Origin of the sequence: Streptomyces sp. MH60 (genome assembly GCF_002939385.1) — a bacterium.
Lineage (GTDB): Bacteria > Actinomycetota > Actinomycetes > Streptomycetales > Streptomycetaceae > Streptomyces.
This window is the reverse complement of record NZ_MULI01000018.1, coordinates 47599-71755: the sequence shown is the minus strand read 5'-3', so window position 1 is coordinate 71755 and position 24157 is coordinate 47599. Positions and strand designations below refer to the sequence as shown.

General features: G+C 72.0%; 20 protein-coding genes and 5 pseudogenes. 16 read left to right on the top strand and 9 right to left on the bottom strand.

The features are described from left to right. The first annotated feature begins 3 nt into the window (after nt 1-3). Nucleotides 4-603, top strand: a complete 600-nt coding sequence (locus BZZ08_RS14605; RefSeq protein WP_104632630.1) for a class I SAM-dependent methyltransferase — start codon at nt 4-6, stop codon at nt 601-603. A 1-nt stretch (nt 604) separates the two neighbouring features. Here the strand turns inward: BZZ08_RS14605 and BZZ08_RS14600 are convergent. Continuing rightward, nucleotides 605-1024 (bottom strand): annotated as a pseudogene (locus BZZ08_RS14600) (alpha/beta fold hydrolase); the annotation flags it as partial. Nucleotides 1025-1026: 2 nt separating this feature from the next. On the opposite strand from BZZ08_RS14600, the pseudogene BZZ08_RS39540 reads away from it, so the two are divergent. After that, a pseudogene (locus BZZ08_RS39540) lies at nt 1027-1185 on the top strand (PadR family transcriptional regulator); the annotation flags it as partial. Here the strand turns inward: BZZ08_RS39540 and BZZ08_RS14590 are convergent. Beyond that, nucleotides 1171-2031, bottom strand: a complete 861-nt coding sequence (locus tag BZZ08_RS14590; protein ID WP_104632629.1) for an oxygenase MpaB family protein — start codon at nt 2029-2031, stop codon at nt 1171-1173. The pseudogene BZZ08_RS39540 and the gene BZZ08_RS14590 sit on opposite strands and share 15 nt — an antisense overlap. Nucleotides 2032-2164: 133 nt before the next feature. On the opposite strand from BZZ08_RS14590, the gene BZZ08_RS14585 reads away from it, so the two are divergent. The 3 genes from BZZ08_RS14585 to BZZ08_RS14575 all read left to right on the top strand — a co-directional run bounded on the left by BZZ08_RS14585 (nt 2165) and on the right by BZZ08_RS14575 (nt 5029). Then, entirely contained in the window at nt 2165-2473 is a 309-nt protein-coding gene (locus BZZ08_RS14585) for a hypothetical protein (protein ID WP_198601472.1), read from the top strand. Between the two features lie 142 nt (nt 2474-2615). Beyond that, nucleotides 2616-3458: a hypothetical protein gene (locus BZZ08_RS14580; RefSeq protein ID WP_104632627.1), complete on the top strand. Its 843-nt coding sequence runs from the start codon at nt 2616-2618 to the stop codon at nt 3456-3458. A gap of 176 nt (nt 3459-3634) precedes the next feature. Beyond that, a complete protein-coding gene (locus tag BZZ08_RS14575; protein ID WP_104632626.1) occupies nt 3635-5029 on the top strand; it encodes a tannase/feruloyl esterase family alpha/beta hydrolase in 1395 nt (464 codons plus the stop codon). Between the two features lie 4 nt (nt 5030-5033). Here BZZ08_RS14575 and BZZ08_RS14570 read toward each other — a convergent pair whose 3' ends face one another. Beyond that, nucleotides 5034-5216: a hypothetical protein gene (locus BZZ08_RS14570; RefSeq protein WP_073731279.1), complete on the bottom strand. Its 183-nt coding sequence runs from the start codon at nt 5214-5216 to the stop codon at nt 5034-5036. A 270-nt stretch (nt 5217-5486) separates the two neighbouring features. Here BZZ08_RS14570 and BZZ08_RS14565 point away from each other — a divergent pair, with 270 nt between their 5' ends. Further along, entirely contained in the window at nt 5487-8351 is a 2865-nt protein-coding gene (locus BZZ08_RS14565) for a DEAD/DEAH box helicase (protein ID WP_104632625.1), read from the top strand. After that, on the top strand, nt 8348-9616 hold the full coding sequence (locus BZZ08_RS14560) for an SWF or SNF family helicase (RefSeq protein ID WP_104632624.1): 1269 nt from the start codon (nt 8348-8350) through the stop codon (nt 9614-9616). The genes BZZ08_RS14565 and BZZ08_RS14560 overlap by 4 nt, the downstream gene beginning before the upstream one ends. A gap of 160 nt (nt 9617-9776) precedes the next feature. Here BZZ08_RS14560 and xylA read toward each other — a convergent pair whose 3' ends face one another. Beyond that, the gene (xylA, locus tag BZZ08_RS14555; protein WP_104632623.1) at nt 9777-10940 is read right to left on the bottom strand and encodes a xylose isomerase; all 1164 of its coding nucleotides are present in this window, start codon (nt 10938-10940) and stop codon (nt 9777-9779) included. Nucleotides 10941-11095: 155 nt separating this feature from the next. Between xylA and xylB the strand changes: the two genes are divergently transcribed. From xylB to exaC, 5 genes are all read left to right on the top strand, one after another. Next, a complete protein-coding gene (gene xylB / locus BZZ08_RS14550; RefSeq protein WP_104632622.1) occupies nt 11096-12541 on the top strand; it encodes a xylulokinase in 1446 nt (481 codons plus the stop codon). A 204-nt stretch (nt 12542-12745) separates the two neighbouring features. Further along, nucleotides 12746-13954 carry an ROK family transcriptional regulator gene (locus tag BZZ08_RS14545; protein WP_104632621.1) on the top strand — a complete coding sequence of 403 codons (1209 nt, stop codon included), beginning with the start codon at nt 12746-12748 and terminating at the stop codon, nt 13952-13954. Between the two features lie 350 nt (nt 13955-14304). Continuing rightward, complete coding sequence (locus BZZ08_RS14540) at nt 14305-14910, top strand: N-acetylmuramoyl-L-alanine amidase (protein WP_104632620.1); 606 nt, start codon at nt 14305-14307, stop codon at nt 14908-14910. A gap of 132 nt (nt 14911-15042) precedes the next feature. Beyond that, complete coding sequence (locus tag BZZ08_RS14535) at nt 15043-16302, top strand: GAF domain-containing protein (protein WP_104632673.1); 1260 nt, start codon at nt 15043-15045, stop codon at nt 16300-16302. Nucleotides 16303-16441: 139 nt separating this feature from the next. After that, nucleotides 16442-17965, top strand: coding sequence for an acetaldehyde dehydrogenase ExaC (gene exaC, locus BZZ08_RS14530; protein ID WP_104632619.1), 1524 nt, complete (start codon nt 16442-16444; stop codon nt 17963-17965). Nucleotides 17966-18028: 63 nt separating this feature from the next. On the opposite strand, the pseudogene BZZ08_RS14525 reads toward exaC, so the two are convergent. Further along, nucleotides 18029-18707, bottom strand: a pseudogene (locus tag BZZ08_RS14525) (thiamine pyrophosphate-dependent enzyme); the annotation flags it as partial. Between the two features lie 200 nt (nt 18708-18907). After that, nucleotides 18908-19216 (bottom strand): GNAT family N-acetyltransferase, encoded by a 309-nt coding sequence (locus BZZ08_RS14520; protein ID WP_104632618.1) that lies wholly within the window; start codon nt 19214-19216, stop codon nt 18908-18910. A gap of 184 nt (nt 19217-19400) precedes the next feature. On the opposite strand from BZZ08_RS14520, the gene BZZ08_RS14515 reads away from it, so the two are divergent. Together BZZ08_RS14515 and BZZ08_RS14510 are read left to right on the top strand one after the other, a co-directional pair. Next, on the top strand, nt 19401-19868 hold the full coding sequence (locus BZZ08_RS14515; RefSeq protein ID WP_104632617.1) for a MarR family winged helix-turn-helix transcriptional regulator: 468 nt from the start codon (nt 19401-19403) through the stop codon (nt 19866-19868). Between the two features lie 210 nt (nt 19869-20078). Continuing rightward, nucleotides 20079-20717: pseudogene (locus BZZ08_RS14510) on the top strand (LLM class flavin-dependent oxidoreductase); the annotation flags it as partial. A gap of 84 nt (nt 20718-20801) precedes the next feature. Here the strand turns inward: BZZ08_RS14510 and BZZ08_RS38590 are convergent. Together BZZ08_RS38590 and BZZ08_RS14505 are read right to left on the bottom strand one after the other, a co-directional pair. Further along, nucleotides 20802-21092: a hypothetical protein gene (locus BZZ08_RS38590; RefSeq protein ID WP_133169197.1), complete on the bottom strand. Its 291-nt coding sequence runs from the start codon at nt 21090-21092 to the stop codon at nt 20802-20804. A 72-nt stretch (nt 21093-21164) separates the two neighbouring features. After that, a complete protein-coding gene (locus BZZ08_RS14505; RefSeq protein WP_104632616.1) occupies nt 21165-22307 on the bottom strand; it encodes an FAD-dependent monooxygenase in 1143 nt (380 codons plus the stop codon). A gap of 170 nt (nt 22308-22477) precedes the next feature. On the opposite strand from BZZ08_RS14505, the gene BZZ08_RS14500 reads away from it, so the two are divergent. Together BZZ08_RS14500 and BZZ08_RS40095 are read left to right on the top strand one after the other, a co-directional pair. Further along, nucleotides 22478-22813: an ArsR/SmtB family transcription factor gene (locus tag BZZ08_RS14500; RefSeq protein WP_104632615.1), complete on the top strand. Its 336-nt coding sequence runs from the start codon at nt 22478-22480 to the stop codon at nt 22811-22813. A 129-nt stretch (nt 22814-22942) separates the two neighbouring features. After that, nucleotides 22943-23161: pseudogene (locus BZZ08_RS40095) on the top strand (hypothetical protein); the annotation flags it as partial. Between the two features lie 154 nt (nt 23162-23315). On the opposite strand, the gene BZZ08_RS14490 reads toward BZZ08_RS40095, so the two are convergent. Next, nucleotides 23316-23972, bottom strand: coding sequence for a hydrolase (locus tag BZZ08_RS14490; RefSeq protein ID WP_104632614.1), 657 nt, complete (start codon nt 23970-23972; stop codon nt 23316-23318). Between the last annotated feature and the right edge of the window lie 185 nt (nt 23973-24157).

Here is a 24157-nt window from a genome sequence, read left to right as displayed (position 1 = left end):
GGCATGAGCGACGATCACACGCACGTGCAGGAGTTCTTCGGCTCCCGGGCCGCCGACTGGGACCGCCGGTTCCCCGACGACGGCCCGGCCTACACGGCCGCGGTCGCCGAGCTGGGGCTGCGCGAAGGTGATCGCGTACTGGACGCGGGGTGCGGCACCGGCCGGGCGCTGCCCCCGTTGCGTACGGCCGTGGGGCCGGCGGGGCTGGTCGTCGGGGCCGATCTGACTCCTGCCATGCTCCAGGCCGCCGTACGGGCCGGCAGGGACCGTGACGGGCGCCTGCTGCTGACCGACGTGGCCGCGCTGCCACTGCGTTCCCGGGTGCTGGACGCGGTGTTCGCGGCGGGTCTCGTCGCGCACCTGCCCGACCCCGCCGGGAATCTGCGGGAGTTGGCGCGCGTCGTGCGTCCCAGCGGTGTGCTGGCGCTGTTCCACCCGATCGGCCGGGCGGCGCTCGCGGCCCGGCAGGGACGGCAACTCACGCCGGACGACCTGCGCGCCGAGCGCAACCTCCGTCCGCTGCTGGCCGGTTCCGGATGGGACATGACGGCGTACGTCGACGAGGACGCCCGCTTCCTGGCCCTGGCGACCCGCGCGGGCTGAGTCAGCCCCGTCCGGCGACCGCCGCCGCGAACGCGTCGGGGCGGTCGAGCATGACGTTGTGCCCGGCTCCCCGCACGGTCGTCACCCGCACGCCCGCGGCCTCCAGGGACTCCCGGCCCTCCAGTTCGCCGCCGAGTCCCCCCTGGAGGTACACGCGCTCGACCGTGAGCCCTTCGAGAAGGGTGCGCATTACGGGATCCGATCCCCGGCACAGCCCGACGGCGGAGCGGTGCAGGGCGCGTGGATCCGTCAGCCGCGTCGTCGCCGCCCACTGGGGGCCGACGGCCTCCAGCACGCGCGCGTGGCCGCCGTGGGCGAAATCGTCCTCCTGGTAGGAGGCGATGATGCTGCTGCCCGCGGTCGGCGGCGGAGCAGCGTCGAGGTTGGCCTCCGTGAGGATCAGGCGGGAGACCAGTTCCGGGCTTCCGATGGGAGCCCGCGAGCTTCTTCTACGACGGTGACCGCCCACTGGGCGCCGAGGAGTAGGACGACCCCGTCCGGCGTGGCGTACTGATCGCCGCGAGGGCCTCGCGGGCCGAACTCAGCCGGCTGCGGGAGACGATCGCTTCACTCGGCGGCTGACGCGCCGATGTGGCGGACCGGGCAGCCCCGGACGCCGGGGACCGGGCGGGTGCCCAGATCGGCCAGCCGGTAGCCGTTCGGGTAGCCCTTGATCTCCCGGTTCTGACGGGCGTGGTGCGGGGCACGCCTCGGCGGCAGCAGACGGACCACGCGTCCGCGCAGTCTGACGGCGTGGCGCACGGCCGCGCGGGTGGCGGGGCGCGGCGGGGTGTAGCCGAAGGCCCGCAGCAGGGGCTCGTCGAGCAGGGCGAGGGTCCCGGCGCGCAGGAGCGGCGCGAGGGGGCGGGGATACCAGGACGCCATGAGGTCGAGCGTCGCGTCGGAGACGCGGCGCGCACCCTCGTCCCAGGCGAAGTGGGCCTCCTCATAGGCGTCGAGACAGGCTTCGAACTCCTCGTAGGAACCGGGAATGTCCCGGATGCCCATGTGCCGTCCCAGCGTGCGGTAGTGGACGGCGGAGGCGACGGTCTCGTGGCGCGACATCCTGCGCCACCCGTAGGTGTCGATCCAGCGTTTGGGGATCACGACGAACGTGCACAGGACGTACCGCATGTCGTCGTTGGTGATGTCGTAGCTGCGGTGCATCCGGTTGATGCGCCGGATCGCCGTGCGGCCCTGCTCGCTGTCGAAGCCGTGCTCGACCACGGCGTCGAGCAGCAGCGCCGTGTCGTCGTACCGCTTCTGGGGCCGGTCGGTGAACTCCGCCGTCTCGGCGAGCAGCCGGCCGATGCTCGGCACGGCGTAGGTGCGGTAGAGCGCCAACTCCAGGGCACGGGCGAAGTCCCAGGGGAACTCGTAGGCCGAGGAGAGCCGATAGATCTCCGAGGCGTCCTCGTAGGGATCCATGCGCCGGATCCGTGCCAGTAGTTCGAACCGCCGCACCCTGACCGCCCCCTTCTGCCGTCGAGGCTTCGACTCTACGTTGAGCAGCGAGAGACGCACGGTCAGTCAGGGTGATCGCTTGGGGAGGGTGGTCCGCTTGTTCGGCAGGATCCGCGAGGCTTGGGACAGATCCCGCACCGCTCGGCGCACGGAGCAGATCAAGGAAGGGAACGCGGGAGGCGGGTCCCGCTCGCACAACCTCTTCGAGGCCGCGGCCGCTTACGTCTCGGCGTGTGTGGACGACGATCAGGACCGGATCGACGAGGCGGCAGGCCGCGTGTCGCCGGAGGCCCTGTCGTTCGGGGTCAACGAACTGGCGTGCCGGGCCGTGATCGCCCTCGCGCGGGAACGGGACGAGCCCCCGCGGGACGTGGCACGCGCGCTCCTCGGACTGCCCGCGAGCTGAGCATCGCACCCCGGGTGGCGTGTGGTCGATTCGCCCCCGTCCAACCGGAAAGCTGCAGCTCGGGTGCGTCTGGGAGTCGTGACAAGGGCTTCCCGGGCGCACTAGGGTGCCCGCCATTGGACGAACCGATGGGGAGGCTGGGATGGCTGGGACGGACGAGGACGCCGTCGCCGCCGCGGACGATGCGCTCTACGTGCTCACGGCGGTGCTGCTGACGCCGGCGAAGTTCCCGAGTGTGCTGGGCGACGACTACCCGGAGGCGTGCGCCGCGCTCGGTCTCCCACCGCTGGCCGACGGCTACGGCCTGGTGCTCGGCCAGGACGGCGACGGCGCCCGGTGGACCGTCGTCATCGACGACGTCTCCCTGGTCGCGGTCGCCGTGGCATCCTGGGACTGCGGCATGGAGTACGACCTGTCCCCGGACGAGCGAACGGTCGTCACCGCGCTGCCCGGCTGGCCCCTCGCGGTCGCCGTGGCAGCACCCGGTGTGCCCGAACCGCACGACCCGGGACCCGAGTCCACCGACCAGCCCGCGCTGTGCCCGCCTGACACCACTGTCTGGGGCCCGGCGCAGCGCCGACTGGGGGCCGACGAGATCGCCCTGCAGTGGGCCCAGTGGCGGGAGCAGATCGACGACGCGGAGTTCCCGACGCCGGGCGGCGACACCGCGGACGAGGCCGTCGCCGTGGACGACCCGTCCGGCGCCGAAACCTTCCGGCACGAGGGTGTCCGACGGGTCCTCGCGGAGGCACGCGGCTACATCGGCACGCCGCCGCCGCTCGGCCGGGTCCGGTCCTCGTTCGCGCCGGGAGACGCGCGGACGCTGCGTGCGGACGGCCCCGGCTGGTCGCTCGTCGCCAGGACCGACGACATCGCGTTCGTCCTGCTCGACGAGGAGCCCGGTGAGGTCCTGCCGGTGGGGCGGGGACCGTCGCTGCCCGGACTCCTGGAGGCCCTCGACAAGATGGCCGTACGGCCGAGCTGACCCGGGACACGGAAGGCGCCCCACCCCTCGGCCGAGGGGAAGCAGGCGTCCTCGACTGTCTTCAACCGCCATGACCCACGCTCCACACATGTGGCTCCAGCCCATGGAGCAGGTCGTGGCGGACCCGCACGATGGGGCAGCCCTCGGCTCCACTCCCCCATCGCTCGGAGGACCTGATGCGTCTGCCCCGTGGTGTCCCGTTCCTCGCCGCCGTCCTGACCGCCGTCTCGCTCACCGGGCCGTCGCCCACCGCCGCGGCCGCCGCCGACACCGGCGCACACTGCGCCCGGAAGGAGCGCGTGCGGGTGCCGGGCGCGGCTGTGCAGCGCAGCGCCTGCCTGGCCGACCTGACGACCACGGGACTGGCGGGCACCCCGTACACCGACCTCGCGGACCAGGCCGGGCTGACGGCGAGTGGGACACGGACACCGTCCGGGGTTCCCGGCATCCAGGTCGACGGGTATTTCCCGGACTCCTCGCGTTTCAACGCCACCCACGGCTGGCGGCACGACGCCCAGTTCGTGCTCCGGCTGCCGGACCACTGGAACGGCGGCCTCGTCGTGACGGGAGCACCGGGCACCCGCAAGCAGTACGCCACGGACAAGGCGATCTCCGACCGCGTACTGGCGCAGGGGTACGCGTACGCCGCGACCGACAAGGGCAACAGCGGAACGGACTTCTACCGGGACGGCAAGCGGCCCGGAGACGCGGTCGCGGAGTGGAACGCACGGACCACCCAGCTCACCCGGGCCGCCCGGCAGACCGCCGCCCGGCGCTACGGACACGCCCCGCTGCGCACGTACATCGCCGGCATCTCCAACGGCGGCTACCTCACCCGCTGGCAGTTGGAGAACCACCCCGAGCTCTACGACGGCGGCGTGGACTGGGAGGGGGCACTGTGGGCCGAGGACGGCCCCGGACTGCTCACCTCGCTTCCGGCGACGGTGGCCCGGACGCTGGGCACGGCCCGGGACGAGGACCTGTACGCGGTGGGATTCGCGCGCGGTTCGGAGTTTCTGTGGCCGTACCACGAGAAGGCCTACTGGGGCGTGACGCAGAAGATCTACCGAGCCGAGTTCGACCCGGCCTACGACCCCCACTGTCCCGGGCCCACCGCCGGGTCCTCCGCCGAGGAGATACTGGCGCCTTGCCCGTCCGACGCGACGTACGACTACGCGACACGTCCTGCCTCCGTCCACCGCGCGGTCGCACGGGTGGCGTTGACCGGACGCATCGGGAAGCCGCTGATCACACTGCACGGCGATCTGGACGCGCTGCTTCCCCAGGCCGCCGACTCCGACGTGTACGCACGGATGGTCGACGTGAGCGGGCGCGGCCGACTGCACCGCTACTACACGGTCCGGGGCGGAACCCACGTCGACGGGCTGTACGACACGTATCCCGACAGGCTGCGGCCGATCCTCCCCTGTTTCCGTTCCGCGTTCGACGTGCTGACCGGGTGGGTGGAGCGGGGCACCCGGCCACCGGCGGACCACACGGTCGGTGAACCCTCGGACGGCGATGTGCTGAACTCCTGCGCCCTGACCGGACCGGCCACGACGCGGCGTTAGCGCGTCAACGGCCTATCTCCTTGCGCGTGACGCGGCGCAGCCTGCGCCGCTGTGACGGGTCGAGGGTGAGGTATGCGGCGGCCGGGACTCCCAGAACTATCAGCAGGGCGGCCCACCAGGGCAGCCAGATCAGCAGGATGAGTCCGACCGCCACACCCCCCGCTGCGACCTTGGCGTTCTTCGACATGATGTCGCCTCCTTCGCGGCCACTGCCGCTCTCTGTCCTGAAAACGGACCCGCGCTCCCGCCGGTTCCGCGACGCGACCCTGAGAACTCCCTGAGGACCGACCCTTAGGCGCCCCTGAGAGCTCGTCGTCCCGACTGAGTCCGGAGGCTCCGGGAGACACCTCCCCATCCGAAGAGTGAGCCATGCCACAAACCAATCGCAACCCAAGGGTTCCGCGATCGCATATACTCGGCCGCCGCGCCCCGGCTAGTCAAATTTGAGGAATACGTCATCGCTGCGCAGAACGCTCTTCCGACCCCCTCCGAGATCACCGCACTCGTCGACTGCTGCGCCGTCTTCCTGCCCGGCGATCCAGCCCGCACCGGCGCGGTCGCCTTCTGGCGGCCCGACGGCGAAGCGCCCGGCACCGTCCCCTCGGGGACCGCGGGAAGCCTGACGGTCGTAGTGCCCGACGACGAGGGCGTGGAGGCGGTGAGTGTGCCGGCGGTGCTGCTCCCGGTACGGGCCGCCCTGCCGGTGCTCACACGCGCGCGTGCCCGTGCAGACGGACATCCGGCGTCGGTGTTCTGGGGAGCGGTCGCGGTCGAGGCCCTGCATCTCGTGGCGCGGGGGCTGCTACTGCCCGGCCTGTCCGCGGCCGGGTACGACGCCTGGCGCGCGGGCCCGCTGGGCGCGGAGGAGACCGAGCGCGTCCGCCATCTCGCCGCCGCCATGCCGCCCGAGGCGCACGCGGTCCCGGTCGACGACACGGTTCCCCCGCGCCTGCCCGATCCGGAACACCTGGTGCGCTCCTTCCTGGACGCCGTCGCGGACACGCTGCCCCGCTCCCCCGCCGCCGAACTCCTGACGGCCGGACCCGCCTACGCCTCGAGGGAGCCCCGGCTCTCGCCCGAGCTGCGCGAATGGGCCCTGGACGTCGCCGCGGGGCAGGACACGGGCGTAAGGCTGTCACTGCGTATCGAGGTGCGGGGGCTGTCGGCCGCGGCTCCCCGGGACGCCCGGCCGACGTTCCGGGCGGTGCCCCAGGTACACAGCGTCAGTGATCCCGCGCTCGTCGCGGACACCGCTCAGGTGTGGGCCGGCACCGTGGGCGCCGCGTTCGGCACGCGCGCGCGGATGGACGCCCTGCTCGCCCTGCGCCGGGCGGCACGGGCCTGGCCCTCGCTCACGCCCCTGCTGTCGGCGGCCGTACCGGACGCGGTCGACCTCACCGACGAAGAGGTCGCCGAGCTGCTCGGGCCCGGCTCCCGGGCGCTCGCCGGCGCCGGAGTGGACGTGCACTGGCCCAGGGAGCTGGTCCGCGACCTGACCGAGCGCGCCGAGGTGGGACCACCCGACGGCGATCGGGAGCCGCGTACCGCTGCGTCCGAGGCCGGCGGGTCCTTCCTGTCCGCCGACGCACTGCTCGCCTTCAACTGGACGTTCGCCCTGGGCGGCGAGGGCCTCACGCGCGAGGAGCTTGACCTGCTCGCCGAGGCCAACCGCCCGGTCGTGCGCCTGCGCGACCAGTGGGTGCTCGTCGCCCCCGAGGAGGCCCGCCGGGCCCGTGCCCGGCAGGACCGCAAGGTCACGCCGGTCGACGCGCTCGCCGCCGCCCTGACGGGTTCGACGGAGGTCGACGGGCGCCGTGTGGAGGTGCGTCCCACGGGGTGGCTGGCGACCCTGCGGGAGCGCCTCGCCGACCCCGAGGCCCAGGAGGCCGTGGCCCAGCCGGCCGCCCTGGAGGCCACGCTGCGCGACTACCAGCGACGAGGCCTCAACTGGCTGGTCCGCATGACGTCGTTGGGCCTCGGCTGCTGTCTCGCCGACGACATGGGGCTCGGGAAGACCATCACACTGATCGCCCTGCATCTGCACCGGCAGACGGACGCGGACGCCGCCGGTCCCACCCTGGTGGTCTGCCCGACCTCCCTGATGGGCAACTGGCAGCGGGAGATCGAGCGGTTCGCGCCCGGCACGCCCGTACGCCGCTTCCACGGCACCCGCCGCGACCTCGACGACCTGGCGGACGGCGAGTTCGTGCTGACGACCTACGGCACCATGCGCCTGGACACCGACCGGCTCTCCGCCGTGCCGTGGGGCATGGTCGTGGCGGACGAGGCGCAGCACGTGAAGAACCCGTACTCCGAGACCGCGCGGCAACTGCGCTCCATCGGCGCCCGCGCGCGCGTGGCGCTCACCGGCACCCCGGTGGAGAACAACCTCTCGGAACTGTGGGCCGTCCTCGACTGGGCCACACCCGGGCTGCTGGGCCGGCTCGGCGGCTTCCGCCGGCACTACGCCCAGGCCGTCGAGGGCGGACACGACCCGGCGGCGGCGGAGCGACTGGCCCGGCTCGTCAGGCCCTTCCTGCTGCGGCGCCGCAAGTCGGACCCCGGGATCGCACCGGAGCTGCCGCCGAAGACCGAGACGGACCATCCCGTGTCGCTGACGGCGGAACAGACGGGCCTGTACGAGGCGGTGGTGCGCGAGGCGCTCGCGGAGATCGCCGGGGCGGACCACATGGCACGGCGCGGCCTGATCGTGAAGCTGCTGACGAGCCTCAAGCAGATCTGCAACCACCCGGCACAGTTCCTCAAGGAGGACCGGCCGAAGATCACCGGTCGCTCCGGGAAGCTGGAGCTGCTGGACGAGCTGCTCGACACGATCCTCGCCGAGGAGGCGAGCGTGCTGGTCTTCACGCAGTACGTGCAGATGGCACGACTCCTGGAACAGCACCTGGCCGCGCGCGGCGTGTCGTCGATGTTCCTGCACGGCGGCACGTCCGTCACCGCTCGGGAGTCGCTGGTGCGGCGGTTCCAGGACGGCGAGGTCCCGGTCTTCCTGCTGTCGCTGAAGGCAGCGGGCACCGGACTGAACCTCACGCGCGCGGAGCACGTCGTGCACTACGACCGCTGGTGGAACCCGGCCGTCGAGGCGCAGGCCACCGACCGCGCCCACCGCATCGGTCAGACCCGCCCCGTGCAGGTGCACCGGCTGATCACGGAGGGGACCATCGAGGACCGCATCGCCGCCCTGCTGAACCGCAAGAGGGAACTCGCCGACGCCGTTCTGGGCTCGGGCGACGCGGCGCTCACGGAACTGACGGACGCGCAACTGGCCGACCTGGTCGAACTGCGAGGGGGTACGCGATGACTCGGTACGACGACGAGGCGGAACGGACGTTCGTCGCGCTGCCGCCCGCACAGGGGCAGGGCTTCGCGCAGACCTGGTGGGGTCGCGCCTGGCTGAAGTCGCTGGAGGACGCGGCGATGGACGCGGCGCAGGTGAAGACGGGGCGCAGGCTCGCGCGCGCGGGAGCGGTCGGCGCGGTCTCGGTGCGGCCGGGACGCATCACCGCGGTCGTCCAGGACCGGGACCGCACGGCGCATCGGGCCGACGTTCTTCTGGAGCAGCTCTCCGACGCGCAGTGGGACCGCTTCGTCGACATGGCGATCGAGCGTTCCGGGCATGTCGCGGCGCTGCTGGACCGCGACATGCCGCCGCACCTCGTGGAGGACGCCGCGGCCGCCGGCATCGACCTGCTGCCGGGCATGGGCGACCTGGAACCGGAGTGCGACTGCGATGCCTGGGACCACTGCGGGCACACCGCGGCGCTCTGCTACCAGGTGGCCAGGCTGCTGGACCAGGATCCCTTCGTCCTGTTGCTGATGCGGGGCCGTGCGGAGGGCGCCGTGCTGGAAGCCCTTCAGAGCCACGGCTCGGCACCCGCTCAGGAGGTCGCTTCCGGACCGGAGGGTGTGGACGCCGCCGAGGCGTACGCGGCGGGGCATGTGCTGCCTCCCCTGCCCGCGCCGCCCGGCCTCGGGGACGGCCCGGGGCTGCCGCCGTCCCTGGACACGGAGGCGGCCTCCCCGCCGGGCGTCGACCCGTCCGGCCTGTTCTTCCTGGCCTCCCGGACGGCGGCGGAGGCCCACCGCCTGCTCGCCGAGGCCCTGCGCGGCGGGCACGACCGACGGGCCGTGGCCGCGGAGCCGACCGTGGCGCAGGATGCGGTGCGCCTGGCCGCGGGGGATCCTGGACCGGATGTGCTGGACCGCCTCGGTGCGGGTTCGGGGCGCACACGAGAGGCACTGGCCGTGGCCGTACACGCCTGGCGGCTCGGCGGTGAGGCCGCCCTGTCCGTGCTCGAGGAGGAGTGGGCGGTGGAGGGCGACACGCTCGCACGCGCGCGTGCGGCACTGGAGTCGGCATGGGAGGAGGACGAGCGGCCGTCGTTGCGGGCGCGGGCCAACCGGTGGACCGTCGTCGGCGCACCGCACCAGCTCCGACTGGACCGCGAGGGGCGTTGGTGGCCGTACCGCAGAGAGCACGGCCGATGGGTCCCCGTGGGCGGTGCCGGCCAGGACCCGGCGACGGCCCTGTCCGCGGCGGCCCTCGCGACGGGGGACGAGCCGTAACACCGGGCCCGGCCCGGTTCAGCGCTGCCTGGCCCGGCCCCGTGCTGTCTCTTCGCCGTCCCGTCCGGGGCCCGGGGATCCGGGCTGTCGGCGATCCGGACGGGCTCCGGCCCCGTCCGCGAGGGAGGGGGCCGGAGCGCGCACACGGGGGCCGGAGCGGTCAGCGGGCGCCGAGGAGGTGGTCCATGGCGAGCTGGTCGAGGTGCTCGAAGGCCATGCCGCGCGCGGCGGCCGCGTCCACGTCGAAGGTGTCGTAGGCGCTCCGGTCGGCCAGCAGCGCGGCGAGACCGTCCTCGGCGGTCGGACGGGCCAGCTCGTCCAGCCGGGCCGCGGCCAGCGCCTCCTGCACCTGCGGGTCGGCGCGGAAAGCCGCGGCCCGGTCCTTCAGGATCAGGTAGTTGCGCATGCAGCCGGCCGCCGACGCCCACACGCCGTCGAGGTCCTCGGTCCGCGGCGGCTTGAAGTCGAAGTGCCGCGGACCCGCGTACCCGGCCCGCTCCAGCAGGTCGACGAGCCAGAACGCGGCCCGCAGGTCGCCCGCTCCGAACCGCAGGTCCTGGTCGTACTTGATGCCCGACTGGCCGTTGAGGTCGATGTGGAAGAGCTTGCCCGCCCACAGCGCCTGGGCGATCCCGTGGGGGAAGTTCAGACCGGCCATCTGCTCGTGGCCGACCTCCGGGTTCACGCCGTACAGCTCCGGCCGCTCGAGGCGCTCGATGAAGGCCAGGGCGTGCCCGACCGTCGGGAGCAGGATGTCACCGCGCGGCTCGTTCGGCTTCGGCTCGATCGCGAACTTCAGGTCGTAGCCCTGCTCGGTGACGTACTCGCCCAGCAGGTCGAAGGCCTCCTTCATCCGGTCCAGGGCGTCCCGCACGTCCTTGGCCGCGCCGGACTCCGCGCCTTCCCGGCCGCCCCAGGCGACGTAGACGCTCGCGCCCAGCTCGACCGCGAGGTCGATGTTGCGGATCGTCTTGCGCAGCGCGTAACGGCGCACGTCCCGGTCGTTGGCCGTGAAGGCGCCGTCCTTGAACACGGGGTGCGTGAACAGGTTCGTCGTCGCCATCGGCACCTTCATGCCGGTCGCGTCCAGGGCCTGCCGGAACCGCTTGATGTGCGACTCGCGCTCGGTGTCGCTCGACCCGAACGGAATCAGGTCGTCGTCGTGGAACGTGACGCCGTACGCGCCCAGCTCCGACAGACGCCGCACGGACTCCGCCGGGTCCAGGGCCCGCCGGGTGGCATCACCGAACGGGTCACGGCCCTGCCAGCCGACCGTCCACAAACCGAACGTGAACCTGTCCTCGGGAGTGGGCTGGTAGTTCATTCCGCGGCTCCTCACTCGCTGCCGATCAATCGCTGCCGACTATTTCGTCATGGCACTTTACAAATTAGTATGCACACACGGTCCTGGGAAGGGACAAGGTGTCCCCGAAGGAGTGAAGGCCGGGTCCCAGCACCCGCGGAAGAGGGAGAAGCCCGATGTCAGCAGCCGAGGGTCCGCTCGTCGTCGGCGTGGACACGTCCACCCAGTCCACCAAGGCACTGGTCGTCGACGCGGCCACCGGCCGGGTCGTCGCGAGCGGCCAGGCGCCCCACACCGTGTCGTCCGGGGCCGGCCGCGAGAGCGATCCCCGCCAGTGGTGGGAAGCGCTGGGCGAGGCCCTGGCCCAGTGCGGCGACGCCGCCCGCGAGGCCGCCGCGGTCTCCATCGGCGGGCAGCAGCACGGCCTGGTCACGCTGGACGCGCGGGGCGAGCCGGTGCGCCCCGCCCTGCTGTGGAACGACGTGCGCTCGGCCCCGCAGGCCCGCCGGCTGATCGACGAGCTGGGCGGGGCCAAGGCCTGGGCGGAGCGCACGGGGAGCGTCCCCAGCGCCTCCTTCACGGTCACCAAGTGGGCGTGGCTGGCCGAGCAGGAGCCGGACGCGGTCCGCGCGGTGAAGGCCGTACGGCTTCCCCACGACTACCTCACCGAGCGCCTCACCGGCGAAGGGACCACCGACCGCGGCGACGCGTCCGGCACCGGCTGGTGGGCGTCGGGCACGGAGGCGTACGACGAGGGCATCCTCGCGCGCGTGGGACTCGATCCGGCGTTGCTGCCCCGGGTCGTCCGGCCCGGCGAGGTGGCCGGCACGGTACGCGACGGCCACGGCCTGCCGTTCTCCAAGGGCACCCTGGTCGCCGCCGGCACCGGCGACAACGCGGCGGCCGCGCTGGGCCTCGGCCTGCGCCCCGGCGTCCCGGTGATGAGCCTCGGCACGTCGGGCACGGTGTACGCCGTGTCGCAGCGCCGGCCCGCCGACCCGACCGGCACGGTGGCGGGCTTCGCCGACGCGCGCGGCGACTGGCTTCCGCTGGCCTGCACCCTCAACTGCACGCTCGCCGTCGACCGCGTCGCGTCCCTGCTGGGCCTGGACCGGGAAGCCGTCGAGCCGGGCGCCGACGCCACGTTCCTGCCCTTCCTGGACGGCGAGCGCACACCGAACCTCCCGCACTCCTCCGGTCTCCTGTACGGGTTGCGGCACGACACGACCGCCGGCCAGCTGCTCCAGGCCGCGTACGACGGCGCCGTCCACTCGCTGCTCGGCGCGCTCGACCTCGTCCTGGACGCCGACGCGGACCCGTCCGCGCCACTGCTGCTGATCGGCGGCGGCGCCCGGGGCACGGCCTGGCAGCAGACGGTACGGCGGCTGTCGGGACGCCCGGTCCAGATCCCGGAGGCCAGGGAGCTGGTCGCGCTCGGCGCCGCGGCACAGGCGGCCGGCCTGCTGACCGGCGAGGACGCGGCCGCCGTCGCCCGGCGCTGGAACACGGCCGCCGGACCGGTGCTCGACGCCGTGGAACGGGACCAGGCGACGCTGAACAGGATCACCGGGGTACTCTCCGACGCGGCACCGCTGCTGGAACGGGACGCGGCCTCCCGCTGAGGACGTGCCCGCGCGGGCCCGGCCACCGGCGGACGGTACGCGAACGGTCGCGGGGGCGCCGCAGCGGGGGTCGCGGCCGGACCTGACGTGTCGTAGGCACCCCGGCCGGCGGGTCCGGCATCGGACGGCACACCGTGCACCGCGACCAGCGGTCACCGGCCCGAGGCCGGATCGAGCGACGACGGAACGAGGACTGACGGAGGCATGACCGCACCGCCGCACGAAGCCCACCCGGCCCGTCCCGGGCGCGCGCTGCCGGACACCCAGCAGGGAATGCGCCGCCGCAATCTCGCGCGGGTGATGCACACCGTCAGCGCCGAGGGCCCGCTGTCCCGGGCCGCGGTCGCCTCACGGATCGGGCTGACGCGAGCGGCGGTGTCGACCCTCGTGGACGAACTCGTCCGCTCGGGCCTGCTGGAGGAGCTGGGTCCCGAGCGCCCCGGCCGTGTGGGCCGGCCCGGGTCCGCGCTCGCCGTCAGCGCGCAGGGCCCGGCCGGCGTCGGGGCGGAGGTCGGCGTCGACCATCTCGCGGTCTGCGCGGTCGACCTGCGCGGCCGGGTACGCGCGCGTGCCGTGCGGTACGGCAGCAATCGAGGCCGTTCGCCGGAGCCGGTCCTCGCGCAGCTCACCGCGCTGGTGCGTCAGGTCGTGTCGGAGGCGGAGGCCGAGGGACTGTGGCCGGCGGGGCTCGCGGTGGCCGTGCCGGGTCTCGTGGCCCGGGACGGCCGGACCGTCGTACGCGCCCCGAACCTTGACTGGCACGACGCCGACCTCGGCGCGCTGCTGCCCGCGGACCTGCCGCCGACGGTGGACAACGAGGCCAACTTCGGCGCGCTCGCCGAACTCTGGCTCGGTGACGGCACGCCCCGGGACTTCCTGCACGTCTCGGCCGAGATCGGCATCGGTGCGGCCGTGGTGTTCGACGGCCGGCTGCTGCGCGGTACCCGCGGGTTCGCCGGTGAGCTGGGGCATGTGCCGGTCCATCCCGACGGGCCCGCGTGTGCCTGTGGCGGGCGCGGGTGCCTGGAGCAGTACGCCGGCGAGAAGGCGGTACTGCGGGCGGCGGGTGTGGAGCCCGGAGAAGACCGCGTCGGGCTGCTCGCCGGACGTGCCGCACAGGGCGACGAGGACGTACGGCGTGCTCTGCGCGAGGCGGGCACGGCACTCGGCATCGCCCTGACCGGGGCGGTGAACCTGCTGGATCCCGAGGGCGTGGTGCTGGGCGGCGCCCTGGCCGGTCTCGCGCCCTGGCTGCTGCCGTCGCTGCGTGACGAACTGGCCCGGCGCACGGCCGGCCCCGCCTGCCCGGTCGCGGTCTCGGAGCTGGGTCCGCAGGGACCGCTGCTCGGCGCCGCGCACTCCGTGGTGCGGGCCGTCCTGGACGACCCGGGCGCCCTGGCGGAGCGGGCCTGACGCCTGTCCGGCAGGGGGTTCGCCGACGGCCTGCCCGATCACTCCGATTCACTCGATCGAGTGAGCGGTGTGTCCACAAGGCGGTGGCTGTCCACGGAACGGCGCGGCGCTCTACTGCGCAACCCCCGCCCGCCGTACGGTGATTCACGCGGACGCACCTCGCCCCGGGGCGGTCGGACGTCCGCGTCGGCGTTCTGCTTCGCGGTTCATGCCGCTCCGTCCCGTCGCTGTGACCTGTCGGTGCGGCCTGTCGGTGCGGCCTGTCGCTACGGCATGTCGTTCCCCCGAGTCGCACGGCCGAGCAGCCACCCCCACCGGGCCCAGGGCCCCTCCGACGAAAGGGCAATCCCATGGAAAGGGAAAGGACAGCACCCGCTCCGACCAGGCGGCGGCTCCTCCAGGGCGCCGCGCTGGCCACCGTCCCGTACACCCTGCTCTCCGGTACACAGGCCACCGCGCGTAGCCGTGCCGTCGACTACCCCTCCGCGGAGTGGCTGCCGGCGAACACGTCGAACTACAGCCGGTCGACCCGTCCCACGGCCTATCCCGTCGACTACGTGGTCGTCCACGTCACGCAGGAGACGTACGCCGACACCCTGTCCATCTTCCGCGATCCCGAGAGGCAGGTGTCCGCGCACTACGTCGTCCGGTCCTCCGACGGGCACGTCGCACAGTGTGTCCGGGAGGCGGACATCGCCTGGCACGCGGGCAACTGGGACTACAACACCCGCAGCATCGGGATCGAACACGAAGGGTGGGTGGACCGGCCCGAGTACTTCACCGACGCCCTCTACGAGGAATCGGCCCGGCTCACCGCGGCGATCTGCACCTCCTACGGGATTCCCAAGGACCGCACGCACATCATCGCGCACCACGAGGTGCCCGGCAGCGACCACACGGACCCGGGGCCCTTCTGGGACTGGACCCGCTACATCAGACTGGTCAACCTCTCCTGACCGCTCCCCCGGCCTCTTCGCCCGGTCCCCCGGAACGCCACCTTCGGGTGATCCGGCTGGTCGAAGTGGTTGTCCGCGCGTAGCAGCGGAGTCACGATGTCCCACACCGCCACACCGTCCGGGGAGGCCGCGTTGACTGATTCATGGCTGGCTCTGGAACCGGGAGCCGACCCCGCCGAGCGCGCGCGGACCCTGCGCCGGGCCCACGAGACCTTCACCGAAGCCGGGACGGTGCCGCGGCCCGTGCGCACCGTGGTGGCGGAGTCGTGGCGGCGGTCGGTCCGGGCGGGTGTCGGCCCGGACGGCACCGCGAGCGTGGAGCTGATGGACGGCGACCTCGGCGCCTATCGGGCGGAACACCCCCTGTCGCGGGTGATGCCGCTGGTCCGGGAGCTGCTGGGGACGTTCGCCTCCGACGGCGAGCATCTGCTCGCCGTGTGCGACGCGCACGGCAGGCTGCTGTGGGTCGAGGGGGATGCGGCCACCCGGCGCCGGGCGGGACGGATGAACTTCGTGCCGGGGGCCCGCTGGTCGGAGTCGGCCGTTGGGACGAACGCGCCGGGCACGGCGGTGGCCGTCGGCCGGCCGGTGCAGGTCTTCGCGGCCGAGCACTTCATACGCCGGGTCCAGCCCTGGACCTGCGCCGCCGCTCCGGTGCACGATCCCCGTACCGGGCGGGTGCTCGGTGCCGTGGACATCACGGGCGGGGACGGTCTGGCGCATCCGCACAGTCTGGGCTTCGTACAGGCGGTGGCGCGTGCCGCGGAGTCGCAGCTGGCGCTGCTCACGCCCGAGCGGTCCGGTCCCGAGGCGGCCGAGCTGACCGCGCTGGGCCGTGACGAGGCCCTGCTGAGCGCGGACGGTCGCAGGGTCCGGCTGAGCCGGCGGCACAGCGAGATCGTGGTGCTGCTGGCCCACCATCCGGAGGGTCTGACGGGCGACGAGTTGCTCTGCGCGCTGTACGAGGACGAGACGGTGCCCCCGGTGACGCTGCGGGCGGAACTGGCACGCCTGCGCGGCATCCTGGGGCCCGGCCGACTGGCGTCCCGGCCGTACCGGCTCACGCTGCCCGTCGAGTCCGACGCGGGTGTCGTCGAACGTCGTCTGCGGGCCGGGGCGGTGACGGCGGCGGCGACGAGGTACGCGGGTCCGCTGCTGCCCGGCTCCCAGGCGCCGGCGGTCGTACGGCTCAGGCGCCGGCTCGCCGACGGTCTGCGCGCCGCGCTGATCACCTGCGGTGATCCGGACCTGCTGGCCGACTGGGCCCACACACCGTGGGGGGAGGACGACCTCGACGTGTGGCGCGCACTCGCGGCGGTCCGGCCCACGGCGCCGACGTGCTCCCGGCTCGCGGCGCTGGAGTCAGAGCTGGCGGCGCCGAACGCGAGATGAGCGCCCGCCGGTCAGCGGCCCTCCGCAAGAGCACACGTCGGCAGGCGGCGCGCGCAACGTCGCTGCAACGTCCCGCTTCCTAGCCTCACGCGCAGAGCTGTCCAACGGCGGGCAGCGCTCGATGAGGGAGGCACAGAGGATGACCCGTTACGCGGCGCCCGGCACCGAGGGCGCGATCGTCTCCTATCAGTCGCGCTACGACCACTTCATCGGCGGCGAGTACGTGCCGCCGGCGCGCGGACAGTACTTCGAGAACCCGTCCCCGGTGAACGGCCTGCCGTTCACCGAGATCGCGCGCGGCACGGCGGACGACGTGGAGCTGGCGCTCGACGCCGCGCACGAGGCCGCTCCGGGCTGGGGCCGTACCTCGGTGACCGAGCGTTCCGACATCCTGTTGAAGATCGCTGACCGTATGGAGGCGAACCTGGAGCGCCTGGCGGTCGCCGAGAGCTGGGAGAACGGCAAGCCGGTGCGCGAGACGCTGGCGGCGGACATCCCGCTCGCCATCGACCACTTCCGCTACTTCGCGGGCGCGATCCGCGCCCAGGAGGGCTCGCTCGGCGAGATCGACGACGACACCGTGGCCTACCACTTCCACGAGCCCCTGGGAGTCGTCGCGCAGATCATCCCGTGGAACTTCCCGATCCTGATGGCGGCCTGGAAGCTCGCGCCCGCCCTCGCCGCCGGAAACGCGGTGGTCCTGAAGCCCGCGGAGCAGACCCCGGCCTCGATCCACTACTGGCTGAGCCTGGTCGCGGACCTGCTGCCGCCCGGCGTCCTGAACGTCGTCAACGGCTTCGGCGTGGAGGCGGGCAAACCGCTGGCGTCGAGCCCCCGGGTGGCGAAGGTGGCGTTCACCGGGGAGACCACCACCGGGCGGCTGATCATGCAGTACGCCTCGGAGAACATCAAACCGGTCACGCTGGAGCTGGGCGGCAAGTCGCCGAACATCTTCTTCGACGACGTCTGGGCGCGGGACGACGACTTCCGCGACAAGGCGCTCGAGGGCTTCACGATGTTCGCGCTCAACCAGGGCGAGGTCTGCACCTGCCCGTCCCGGGCGCTCGTCCAGCGCGGCAGCTACGCCGAGTTCATGGAGGCCGCCGTCGCCCGCACCGAGCTGATCAAGCCGGGCCACCCGCTGGACACCGACACGATGATCGGCGCGCAGGCCTCCAACGACCAGTTGGAGAAGATCCTCTCCTACCTGGACATCGGCCGCCAGGAGGGCGCCAAGGTACTCACCGGCGGTGAGCGGATCGAGCACGACGGCGAGTTGAAGGGCGGCTACTACGTCCAGCCGACGATCTTCGAGGGACACAACCGCATGCGGATCTTCCAGGAGGAGATCTTCGGCCCGGTCGTGTCGGTGACGTCCTTCGACGACTTCGACGACGCGATCAAGACCGCCAACGACACCCTGTACGGCCTCGGCGCCGGTGTGTGGACCCGCGACATGAACACCGCCTACCGCGCCGGCCGCGCGATCCAGGCGGGACGCGTGTGGACGAACTGCTACCACGCCTACCCGGCGCACGCCGCCTTCGGTGGCTACAAGCAGTCGGGCATCGGCCGGGAGAACCACAAGATGATGCTGGAGCACTACCAGCAGACCAAGAACATCCTCTGTTCCTACAGCCCTCGTAAGCTCGGGTTCTTCTAGGCGCTCAGGTCGACCACCGGGGGCCTGGTCGCCCCCGGTGGCACCGAAAGTCCTGTGACCATCTCAGGGGCGTGGGACGTTCCGCAGGTTGGCGCGGGCCAGGTCGAGCATCCTGCCGACGCCCCCGTCGAGCACGGTGCGGCCCGCGGCGAAGGCGAATCCCTTGATCTGGGCGGCCGAGATGTGCGGCGGGATCGACAGCGCGTTGGCGTCGGTCACCCGGTCGACCAGGAACGGTCCGTCGTGAGCGAGCGCCCGCTTGAGTCCTTCGGCGACCTCCCCGGGGTGCTCGATGCGGATCGCCTCGATGCCCGCGCTGCGGGCGATCGCCGCGTAGTCCACCGCCTCGTGGTCGGTCTCGTGCTCGAGCAGTCCCTCGACCAGCATCTCCAACTTGGCCATGCCCAGGGGGAATTGTTGAAGACGATCGTCTTCACCGGCAGGCGTGCAGCTTCACGGTGAGCAACTCTCCCCCCACCGTCGCCCGACATCGAGACCACCCGGCGGCCCGCGTAGGCGAACTGCGCGCCGATCGCGTGCGGCAGCGCGTTGGCCATCGTGCCGTGCAGGAACGAGCCGATCACCGGCGCCGTCCGTTGGGGGTCAAGTAGCGCGCCGCCCAATCGTTGGACATGCCGGTGTCCACGGTGAACACCGCGTCGTCGTCGGCGAGTTCGTCCAGGGCCGAGGCCGCGTACTCGGAGTGGATCGGGATGCGCAGCCGGACGTCGTGGGTGTCCGCGAGCCTGCCGGGGTCAGCGGGTCGGTGGGTTCCGGCGCGGTGTGACGACGGCGTTCGGCAGAGCCGGTGCGGGAATTGGACGCATGCGGGCGTGGAGACAGTGCCCTGCCTCGAAGGTCACCGTGACCGACTCCGTCCGGTACGCCCTTCGCTCGGATGCGCCGCTCATGCCGGCCTCCGTCGCTCCCGCGCTCGGCTTCTCAGTCACTGACCTGGCTGCGGGACTGGTACAGCAGGTCCTGGTACTCGGGGTGCCGGCTGATCCAGCCCGCGAAGAAGGGGCAGGTGGCCAGCACCCGCAGGTCCGCGGCCCGCGCCTCGTCAAGGGCTGTGCGCACCAGCGCCGACCCGATCCCCCTGCCCTCGTACTCCGCCTCGACCTCGGTGTGCACGAACGCCACGAGTTCCGTCGTACGGATGTATTCCGCGACGCCCGCCACCTTGGACTCTCCGTCGACACGGGCCTCGTAGCGCTTCGCCTCGGGCACGTCGCTCACTGCGACCGTCATGTGTCCTCCTCGTGGGGCCCGGTCCCGCTCGATTCGGCGGGGTCCCGTCGGCCGGACATCAGCCTAGCCCGACACAGTTGATGCATCAACTTACCTGGTCATGGTCCGCGCGCGGCCGCACTGAGGGCCGCGTCGCGGCCACAGCCGGTAGATGAGCTGTCAACGATTTCGTTAGACTGCCCCCATGGACGCACAGCCGCGCTGGCTCGACCCCGAGCAGAAGGCCGCCTGGGACAGCTTCATCCGCATGCAGGAGACACTCATCGGACGACTGTCCCGACGCGTCCACATCGACTCCGGGATGTCAGCGGCCGACTACACCGTGCTCGTCAGCCTCACCGAAAGAGGCAACGGGCGGATGCGCTTCCTGGATCTGGCCAAACTCGTGGAGTGGGAGAAGAGCCGGATGTCCCACCAGGTCACGCGGATGGCGAAACGCGGGCTCGTGGCCAGGGAGGAGTGCCCCGACGACGGACGCGGTGCGTTCGTCGTCGCCACCCCGGCCGGCTACAAGGCGATCGAGGAGGCCGCGCCCCAGCACGTCGAGCACGTCCGCCGCCTCTTCATCGACGCCCTGACCCCGAACCAGCTCAACACACTCGGCCGCCTCTCCCAGCGCATCCTGGACCACATGGAGAAGCAGCCGGACTGACCGGGCGAGAGGAGCGGCCCGGCACCCGGGAACGCCGAGCCGGTGAGGGTTCCCCCTCTCCCCCGCACCAGGACTGAGAGGGCTCAAGCTCCGCCGAGCTTCCCCCTGGACCCTGGGGCAGCGTGATTGGGGGCATCGATGACTCTATCTAGTTGACGTGCAAACCACTTGGGTTTCATGGTTCACATGTCAACTAGATCGGCGGCGATGACGGACGTCCCGCGCATCCGGCTCGCGTCGGGCGTGACCGTGCTGTCCTCGGACGACCCCGTGCGCGTGTTCCAGCGGTTCGCCACGGTCGACGCGCTCTCCAACGGCCGCGCCGAGGTGATCCTCGGACGCGGTTCCTTCACCGAGTCGTTCCCCCTGTTCGGGTACGACCTCAAGGACTACGAGGTGCTGTTCGAGGAGAAGATCGACCTTCTCCACCGGCTCCTCGACGAGAAACCGGTCACCTGGGAAGGCACCACGCGTGCCGCCCTGCACGATGCGGACGTGTACCCGAAGACGGATTCGGGACGTCTCAACACCTGGGTGGGGGTGGGCGGGACACCGCAGTCCGTGCTCCCCACCGCGCGGTACGGCTTCCGGCTCATGCTCGCCGTCATCGGCGGCGCTCCCGACCGGTTCGCTCCCTACGTGGATCTGTACCGGCGTGCCAGTGACGAATTCGGCACGACCGCACAGCCGATCGGCACGCCTTCGCCCGGCTTCGTCGCCGCCACCGACGGAGAGGCCGAGGAGCTCTTCTACCCCGGGTACAAGGAGATCCGTGACCGGATCGGGAGGCAGCGCGGCTGGCCGCCGCTGCGGCGGGAGGAATTCGACGCCGAGGTGGCCCGCGGGTCGCGGCTGAGGCGTGACGAAGGGCGGGGATGGTCGTCACGATGGCGGTGACCCGGTTGGTGCTACAGCGGAACTCCGCGGGAGGCGTCAGTCCTTCAGGGCGGCCAGGGCTTGCTCGCCGAGGCAACGGATTCCGGCCTGGGTGCTGTTGTGCCGACGTTGCCGCAGCTTGAGACGCCGATCGCGGACGGGCGCCCGGGTGGTGCCCTGGCGCCTCGATACGCCTTGTCCGTCCAGCACCTCGCCTCCGCGTCGCGGGGGGTAGTCACCGGCAGCGCCCTTGTTGTGGGGAGCGCCGGGAACGGTGGGTGGGGCCGACAGCAGTCGATCTGCCGCATCGGTGATGACCCGCCACGCCGAGCCGCGCTCGTCGGACATGGCGGCGCCGACCCGGCTGAGAGCTGCCGCGGACCTGCGCACCGACCGGTGAGCGGACGGTGCGGGCCCGGTCTACCGGTTCGCGGCTTCGCGAGAGGCGATCCGGTTCGTGCGACCGACCGCGCGGCCCACCGTATTGCGCACCGCGAGGCCCGTCCGGGTGCGGGGCACCATGAGCCTGGAGAGCAGACCGACGCGTCGCTGCCGCGGACCTACCTCACGGCGGAGCCGTGACTCATAGGCGGCGAAGGCGCGGGCGTGATCACCGGGTTGGGCGGCGAGCTCTTCTGCGAGGGCGTACGCGCCCGCCATCGCCATGCTGGACCCGTCGCCCAGCAGGGCTGTCGCCGCTGCTGCGTCCCCGAGCAGTACGACCCGTCCGCGGGACCACGAGGGCACCCGGACGGTGGTCAGGGGGTCGAAGAACGGAGCCGGGTGGTCGAGGAAGGCTGCCACGAGTTCGGGTGCCCGCCACCGCACGTCGGCGTAGGCGTCGGCCACGGTCCGCTTGTGAAGGGCGACGTTCTTGCGGTCGTGGGGCGCCGGCTGTGCGGCCCGGAAGGTGAAGATCGCGAGCGGGGTGGTCCGCGAGGGGTGGAGGACCAGCATCCGGTTCGGCACGGTCAGCATCGTCATCTCGGTCGGGTCCTCGATGGCGTCGGGTTCCAGCGGGACGGTCGCGCCGTACAGGCCCAAATCGCTCGCGAACTGCCGCTCGGGGCCGAATACCAGGCGCCGTACGGTGGAGTGCATCCCGTCGGCACCGATGATTAGGTCGAAGCGCCGTGGCGCGGACCGCCGGAAGGTGACGTCCACCCCACCTTCGTCCTGGTCGAGAGCGGTGACCGTGTCGTCGAACAAGAACTCGGCCTCGGTCTGCGCCGACCGGTGGAGCACTTCGGACAGGTCGGCTCGGGTCACCTCGACCGTCGGCGCCTTGTCCGAGGTGAGCGGGAGCTGAAGGATCCGCCTGCCGCCGGGGTCGAGCAGGGTCAGCGACCGATTGCGGGTGGCGAGCTCGCGGAGCTGCGGGAGGACGCCCATGCGCTCGGCGACCGGGATCGCGGGCCCCTTCACGACGATCGCGCTACCACCGGAGCGCAGCTGCCGGGCGTGTTCGACGACCGTCGGCCGGTATCCGTTCCGGGAGAGCCAGTACGCGAGTGCGGGCCCTGCGATTCCGGCACCGACTATCAGCACCTCGGGCTTCTTCATGACGATGACCTCTCGGAGTGTCGATGACCAGGTCCCCGGCGAGTGCCGGGCCGGGCCTGAGGGAGCGGCGGCACGGGGAGGCGCAACCGGTCCAAGGTACGATCAATTTCGTACCTCAGAGAAGCACGTCCTTCAGGTACGATGCAAGTCATACCTGAAGGAGGTGCGGCGTGGCCGGGAGGAACCTGGTCGGCCCGGAGGTCGATGCGCTCGATCTGGGTGCGGTGTTTCGCGCCCTCGCCGACGAGCACCGTCGTTCGGTGATGACGGAGTTGGCCGCCGACCGCGGCGACAGCGAGCGGGGCTGCAACTCGTTCAATCTTCCGATCTCGAAGCAGACCCAGACCCACCACTTCCGAGTCCTGCGCGAGGCAGGTCTCATTGACGAGATCGACTACGGCAACCGCAAGGGCATCCGACTACGACGCGCGGACATCGAGAAGAGATTCCCCGGGCTGCTCACGCTCCTGGGCGGAGAGTCCCCGGGCGGTACTGCTCCTCGCTGAGCACAGCCGAGCACACCGGGGGGAGTCCGAGTTGAGCCGCGAGCTCGGCCGAATCCAGCCCGCGCCCGGCTCGCAGATAGCCGGGTGAGGGCGGGTCCGGGCACAGCGAAGCTCCTGGCAGACGGGTGCGTGTCGAGTCCAAGCCATCCCGCCAGGAGCTTTCCGCCAGCTTGTCACCCAGCCGGGGTCGATCTGTCCACCTCCGCTCTGCGCTTCCTCGCCCGTGAGGTGACCGCACGTCGTCTTGCGCAAGGGACACGATGGCGCCGGCTGGCCGCCGGACGGCAGGCACTGCTCGTGCCGGCTCCTCTACGACGCGGCCATACCTACGCCCAGAGCAGCGGTGGAGTGACCGGCCGCCGAGGGGACCATGCCGCGCCGAACTGACAGGGAAATGGCGCTGGATGGGCCCCTCGGCCCGGCCGCTGGAGCGCTTCCGGCCGTCTCCGGCCGGAAGCGGTGAGAACGAAGGGGGCGCACCGGCCCAGGGACGGCGGTGCCGTCAGGCTGGGTCTCCGGCGGACGTGGCCAGGAGCTGCATCTCCCAGGCGAAGGCTACACCGCTGGCGCCGCCGTGCTGCGCCTGGACCTCGGCGACACCCTGCACGGTCTTCTCGCGGGCCCAGTCACGCTGCCACTCGCCCAGCACGGCCATCCAGGTGATCGGGACCACGCCCGCCTGGATCATGCGCTGCACCGCCATGTCGTGGGCCTCCCTCGACACACCGCCCGACGCGTCCGTGACGGCGAAGACCTCGAAACCCTCCCCCGCCGCCTGTATCGCCGGCATGGCCACGCAGATCTCCGTCCAGAGGCCGGCAATGATCAGCTTCTTGCGTCCCGTCGCCCTGACGGCATTGACGACCCGCTCGTCCTGCCAGGTGTTGATGAAGGTCCTGTTGATCGGCTTCTGCTCCGGGAACACCTCCTGCAGACCCGGGAGAATGAGGCCGCCACGCTCCTCCAGGACAGTGGTCAGAATGGTCGGAACGCCGAACACCTTGGCGGCCTTGGCGAGCCCGACGGCGTTGTTGATGACCATCGTCGGTTCGTGACTGTGCAGGTTGGCGACCTGGAACGGCTGATGGTCGATGAGGGCGAGAACGCTCTCCTCGGGCGTCAGCAGCGCGCCGAGGCCGGCCTTGTTCTCCGTACTCACGAGACTCCCCTTCTGGAACTTCGCGTCCGCGGGTCTCCGCAGCGCACCGACCTCTCGATGCCACCCAGTCGGGCAGCTACGGGATGGCCGGGCTGACGACCCGCAACCAATTGGTTGACGCGTCATCTACGCTAGGCGCCGGTGATTGATGCGTCAACTAGCGTCGGGCCATGAGGCGTTCGGGT

What these genes read in the sequence shown, in the direction of transcription:
- BZZ08_RS14560 (WP_104632624.1), top strand. Translation starts at nt 8,348, where the DNA reads ATGACTCGGTACGACGACGAGGCGGAACGGACGTTCGTCGCGCTGCCG.
- BZZ08_RS14590 (WP_104632629.1), bottom strand. Translation starts at nt 2,031, where the DNA reads ATGGATCCCTACGAGGACGCCTCGGAGATCTATCGGCTCTCCTCGGCC.
- BZZ08_RS14570 (WP_073731279.1), bottom strand. Translation starts at nt 5,216, where the DNA reads ATGTCGAAGAACGCCAAGGTCGCAGCGGGGGGTGTGGCGGTCGGACTC.
- BZZ08_RS38590 (WP_133169197.1), bottom strand. Translation starts at nt 21,092, where the DNA reads ATGTCCGACGAGCGCGGCTCGGCGTGGCGGGTCATCACCGATGCGGCA.
- BZZ08_RS14520 (WP_104632618.1), bottom strand. Translation starts at nt 19,216, where the DNA reads ATGACGGTCGCAGTGAGCGACGTGCCCGAGGCGAAGCGCTACGAGGCC.
- BZZ08_RS14505 (WP_104632616.1), bottom strand. Translation starts at nt 22,307, where the DNA reads ATGAAGAAGCCCGAGGTGCTGATAGTCGGTGCCGGAATCGCAGGGCCC.
- xylB (WP_104632622.1), top strand. Translation starts at nt 11,096, where the DNA reads ATGTCAGCAGCCGAGGGTCCGCTCGTCGTCGGCGTGGACACGTCCACC.
- BZZ08_RS14515 (WP_104632617.1), top strand. Translation starts at nt 19,401, where the DNA reads ATGGACGCACAGCCGCGCTGGCTCGACCCCGAGCAGAAGGCCGCCTGG.
- BZZ08_RS14545 (WP_104632621.1), top strand. Translation starts at nt 12,746, where the DNA reads ATGACCGCACCGCCGCACGAAGCCCACCCGGCCCGTCCCGGGCGCGCG.
- xylA (WP_104632623.1), bottom strand. Translation starts at nt 10,940, where the DNA reads ATGAACTACCAGCCCACTCCCGAGGACAGGTTCACGTTCGGTTTGTGG.
- BZZ08_RS14540 (WP_104632620.1), top strand. Translation starts at nt 14,305, where the DNA reads ATGGAAAGGGAAAGGACAGCACCCGCTCCGACCAGGCGGCGGCTCCTC.
- BZZ08_RS14605 (WP_104632630.1), top strand. Translation starts at nt 4, where the DNA reads ATGAGCGACGATCACACGCACGTGCAGGAGTTCTTCGGCTCCCGGGCC.
- exaC (WP_104632619.1), top strand. Translation starts at nt 16,442, where the DNA reads ATGACCCGTTACGCGGCGCCCGGCACCGAGGGCGCGATCGTCTCCTAT.
- BZZ08_RS14580 (WP_104632627.1), top strand. Translation starts at nt 2,616, where the DNA reads ATGGCTGGGACGGACGAGGACGCCGTCGCCGCCGCGGACGATGCGCTC.
- BZZ08_RS14575 (WP_104632626.1), top strand. Translation starts at nt 3,635, where the DNA reads ATGCGTCTGCCCCGTGGTGTCCCGTTCCTCGCCGCCGTCCTGACCGCC.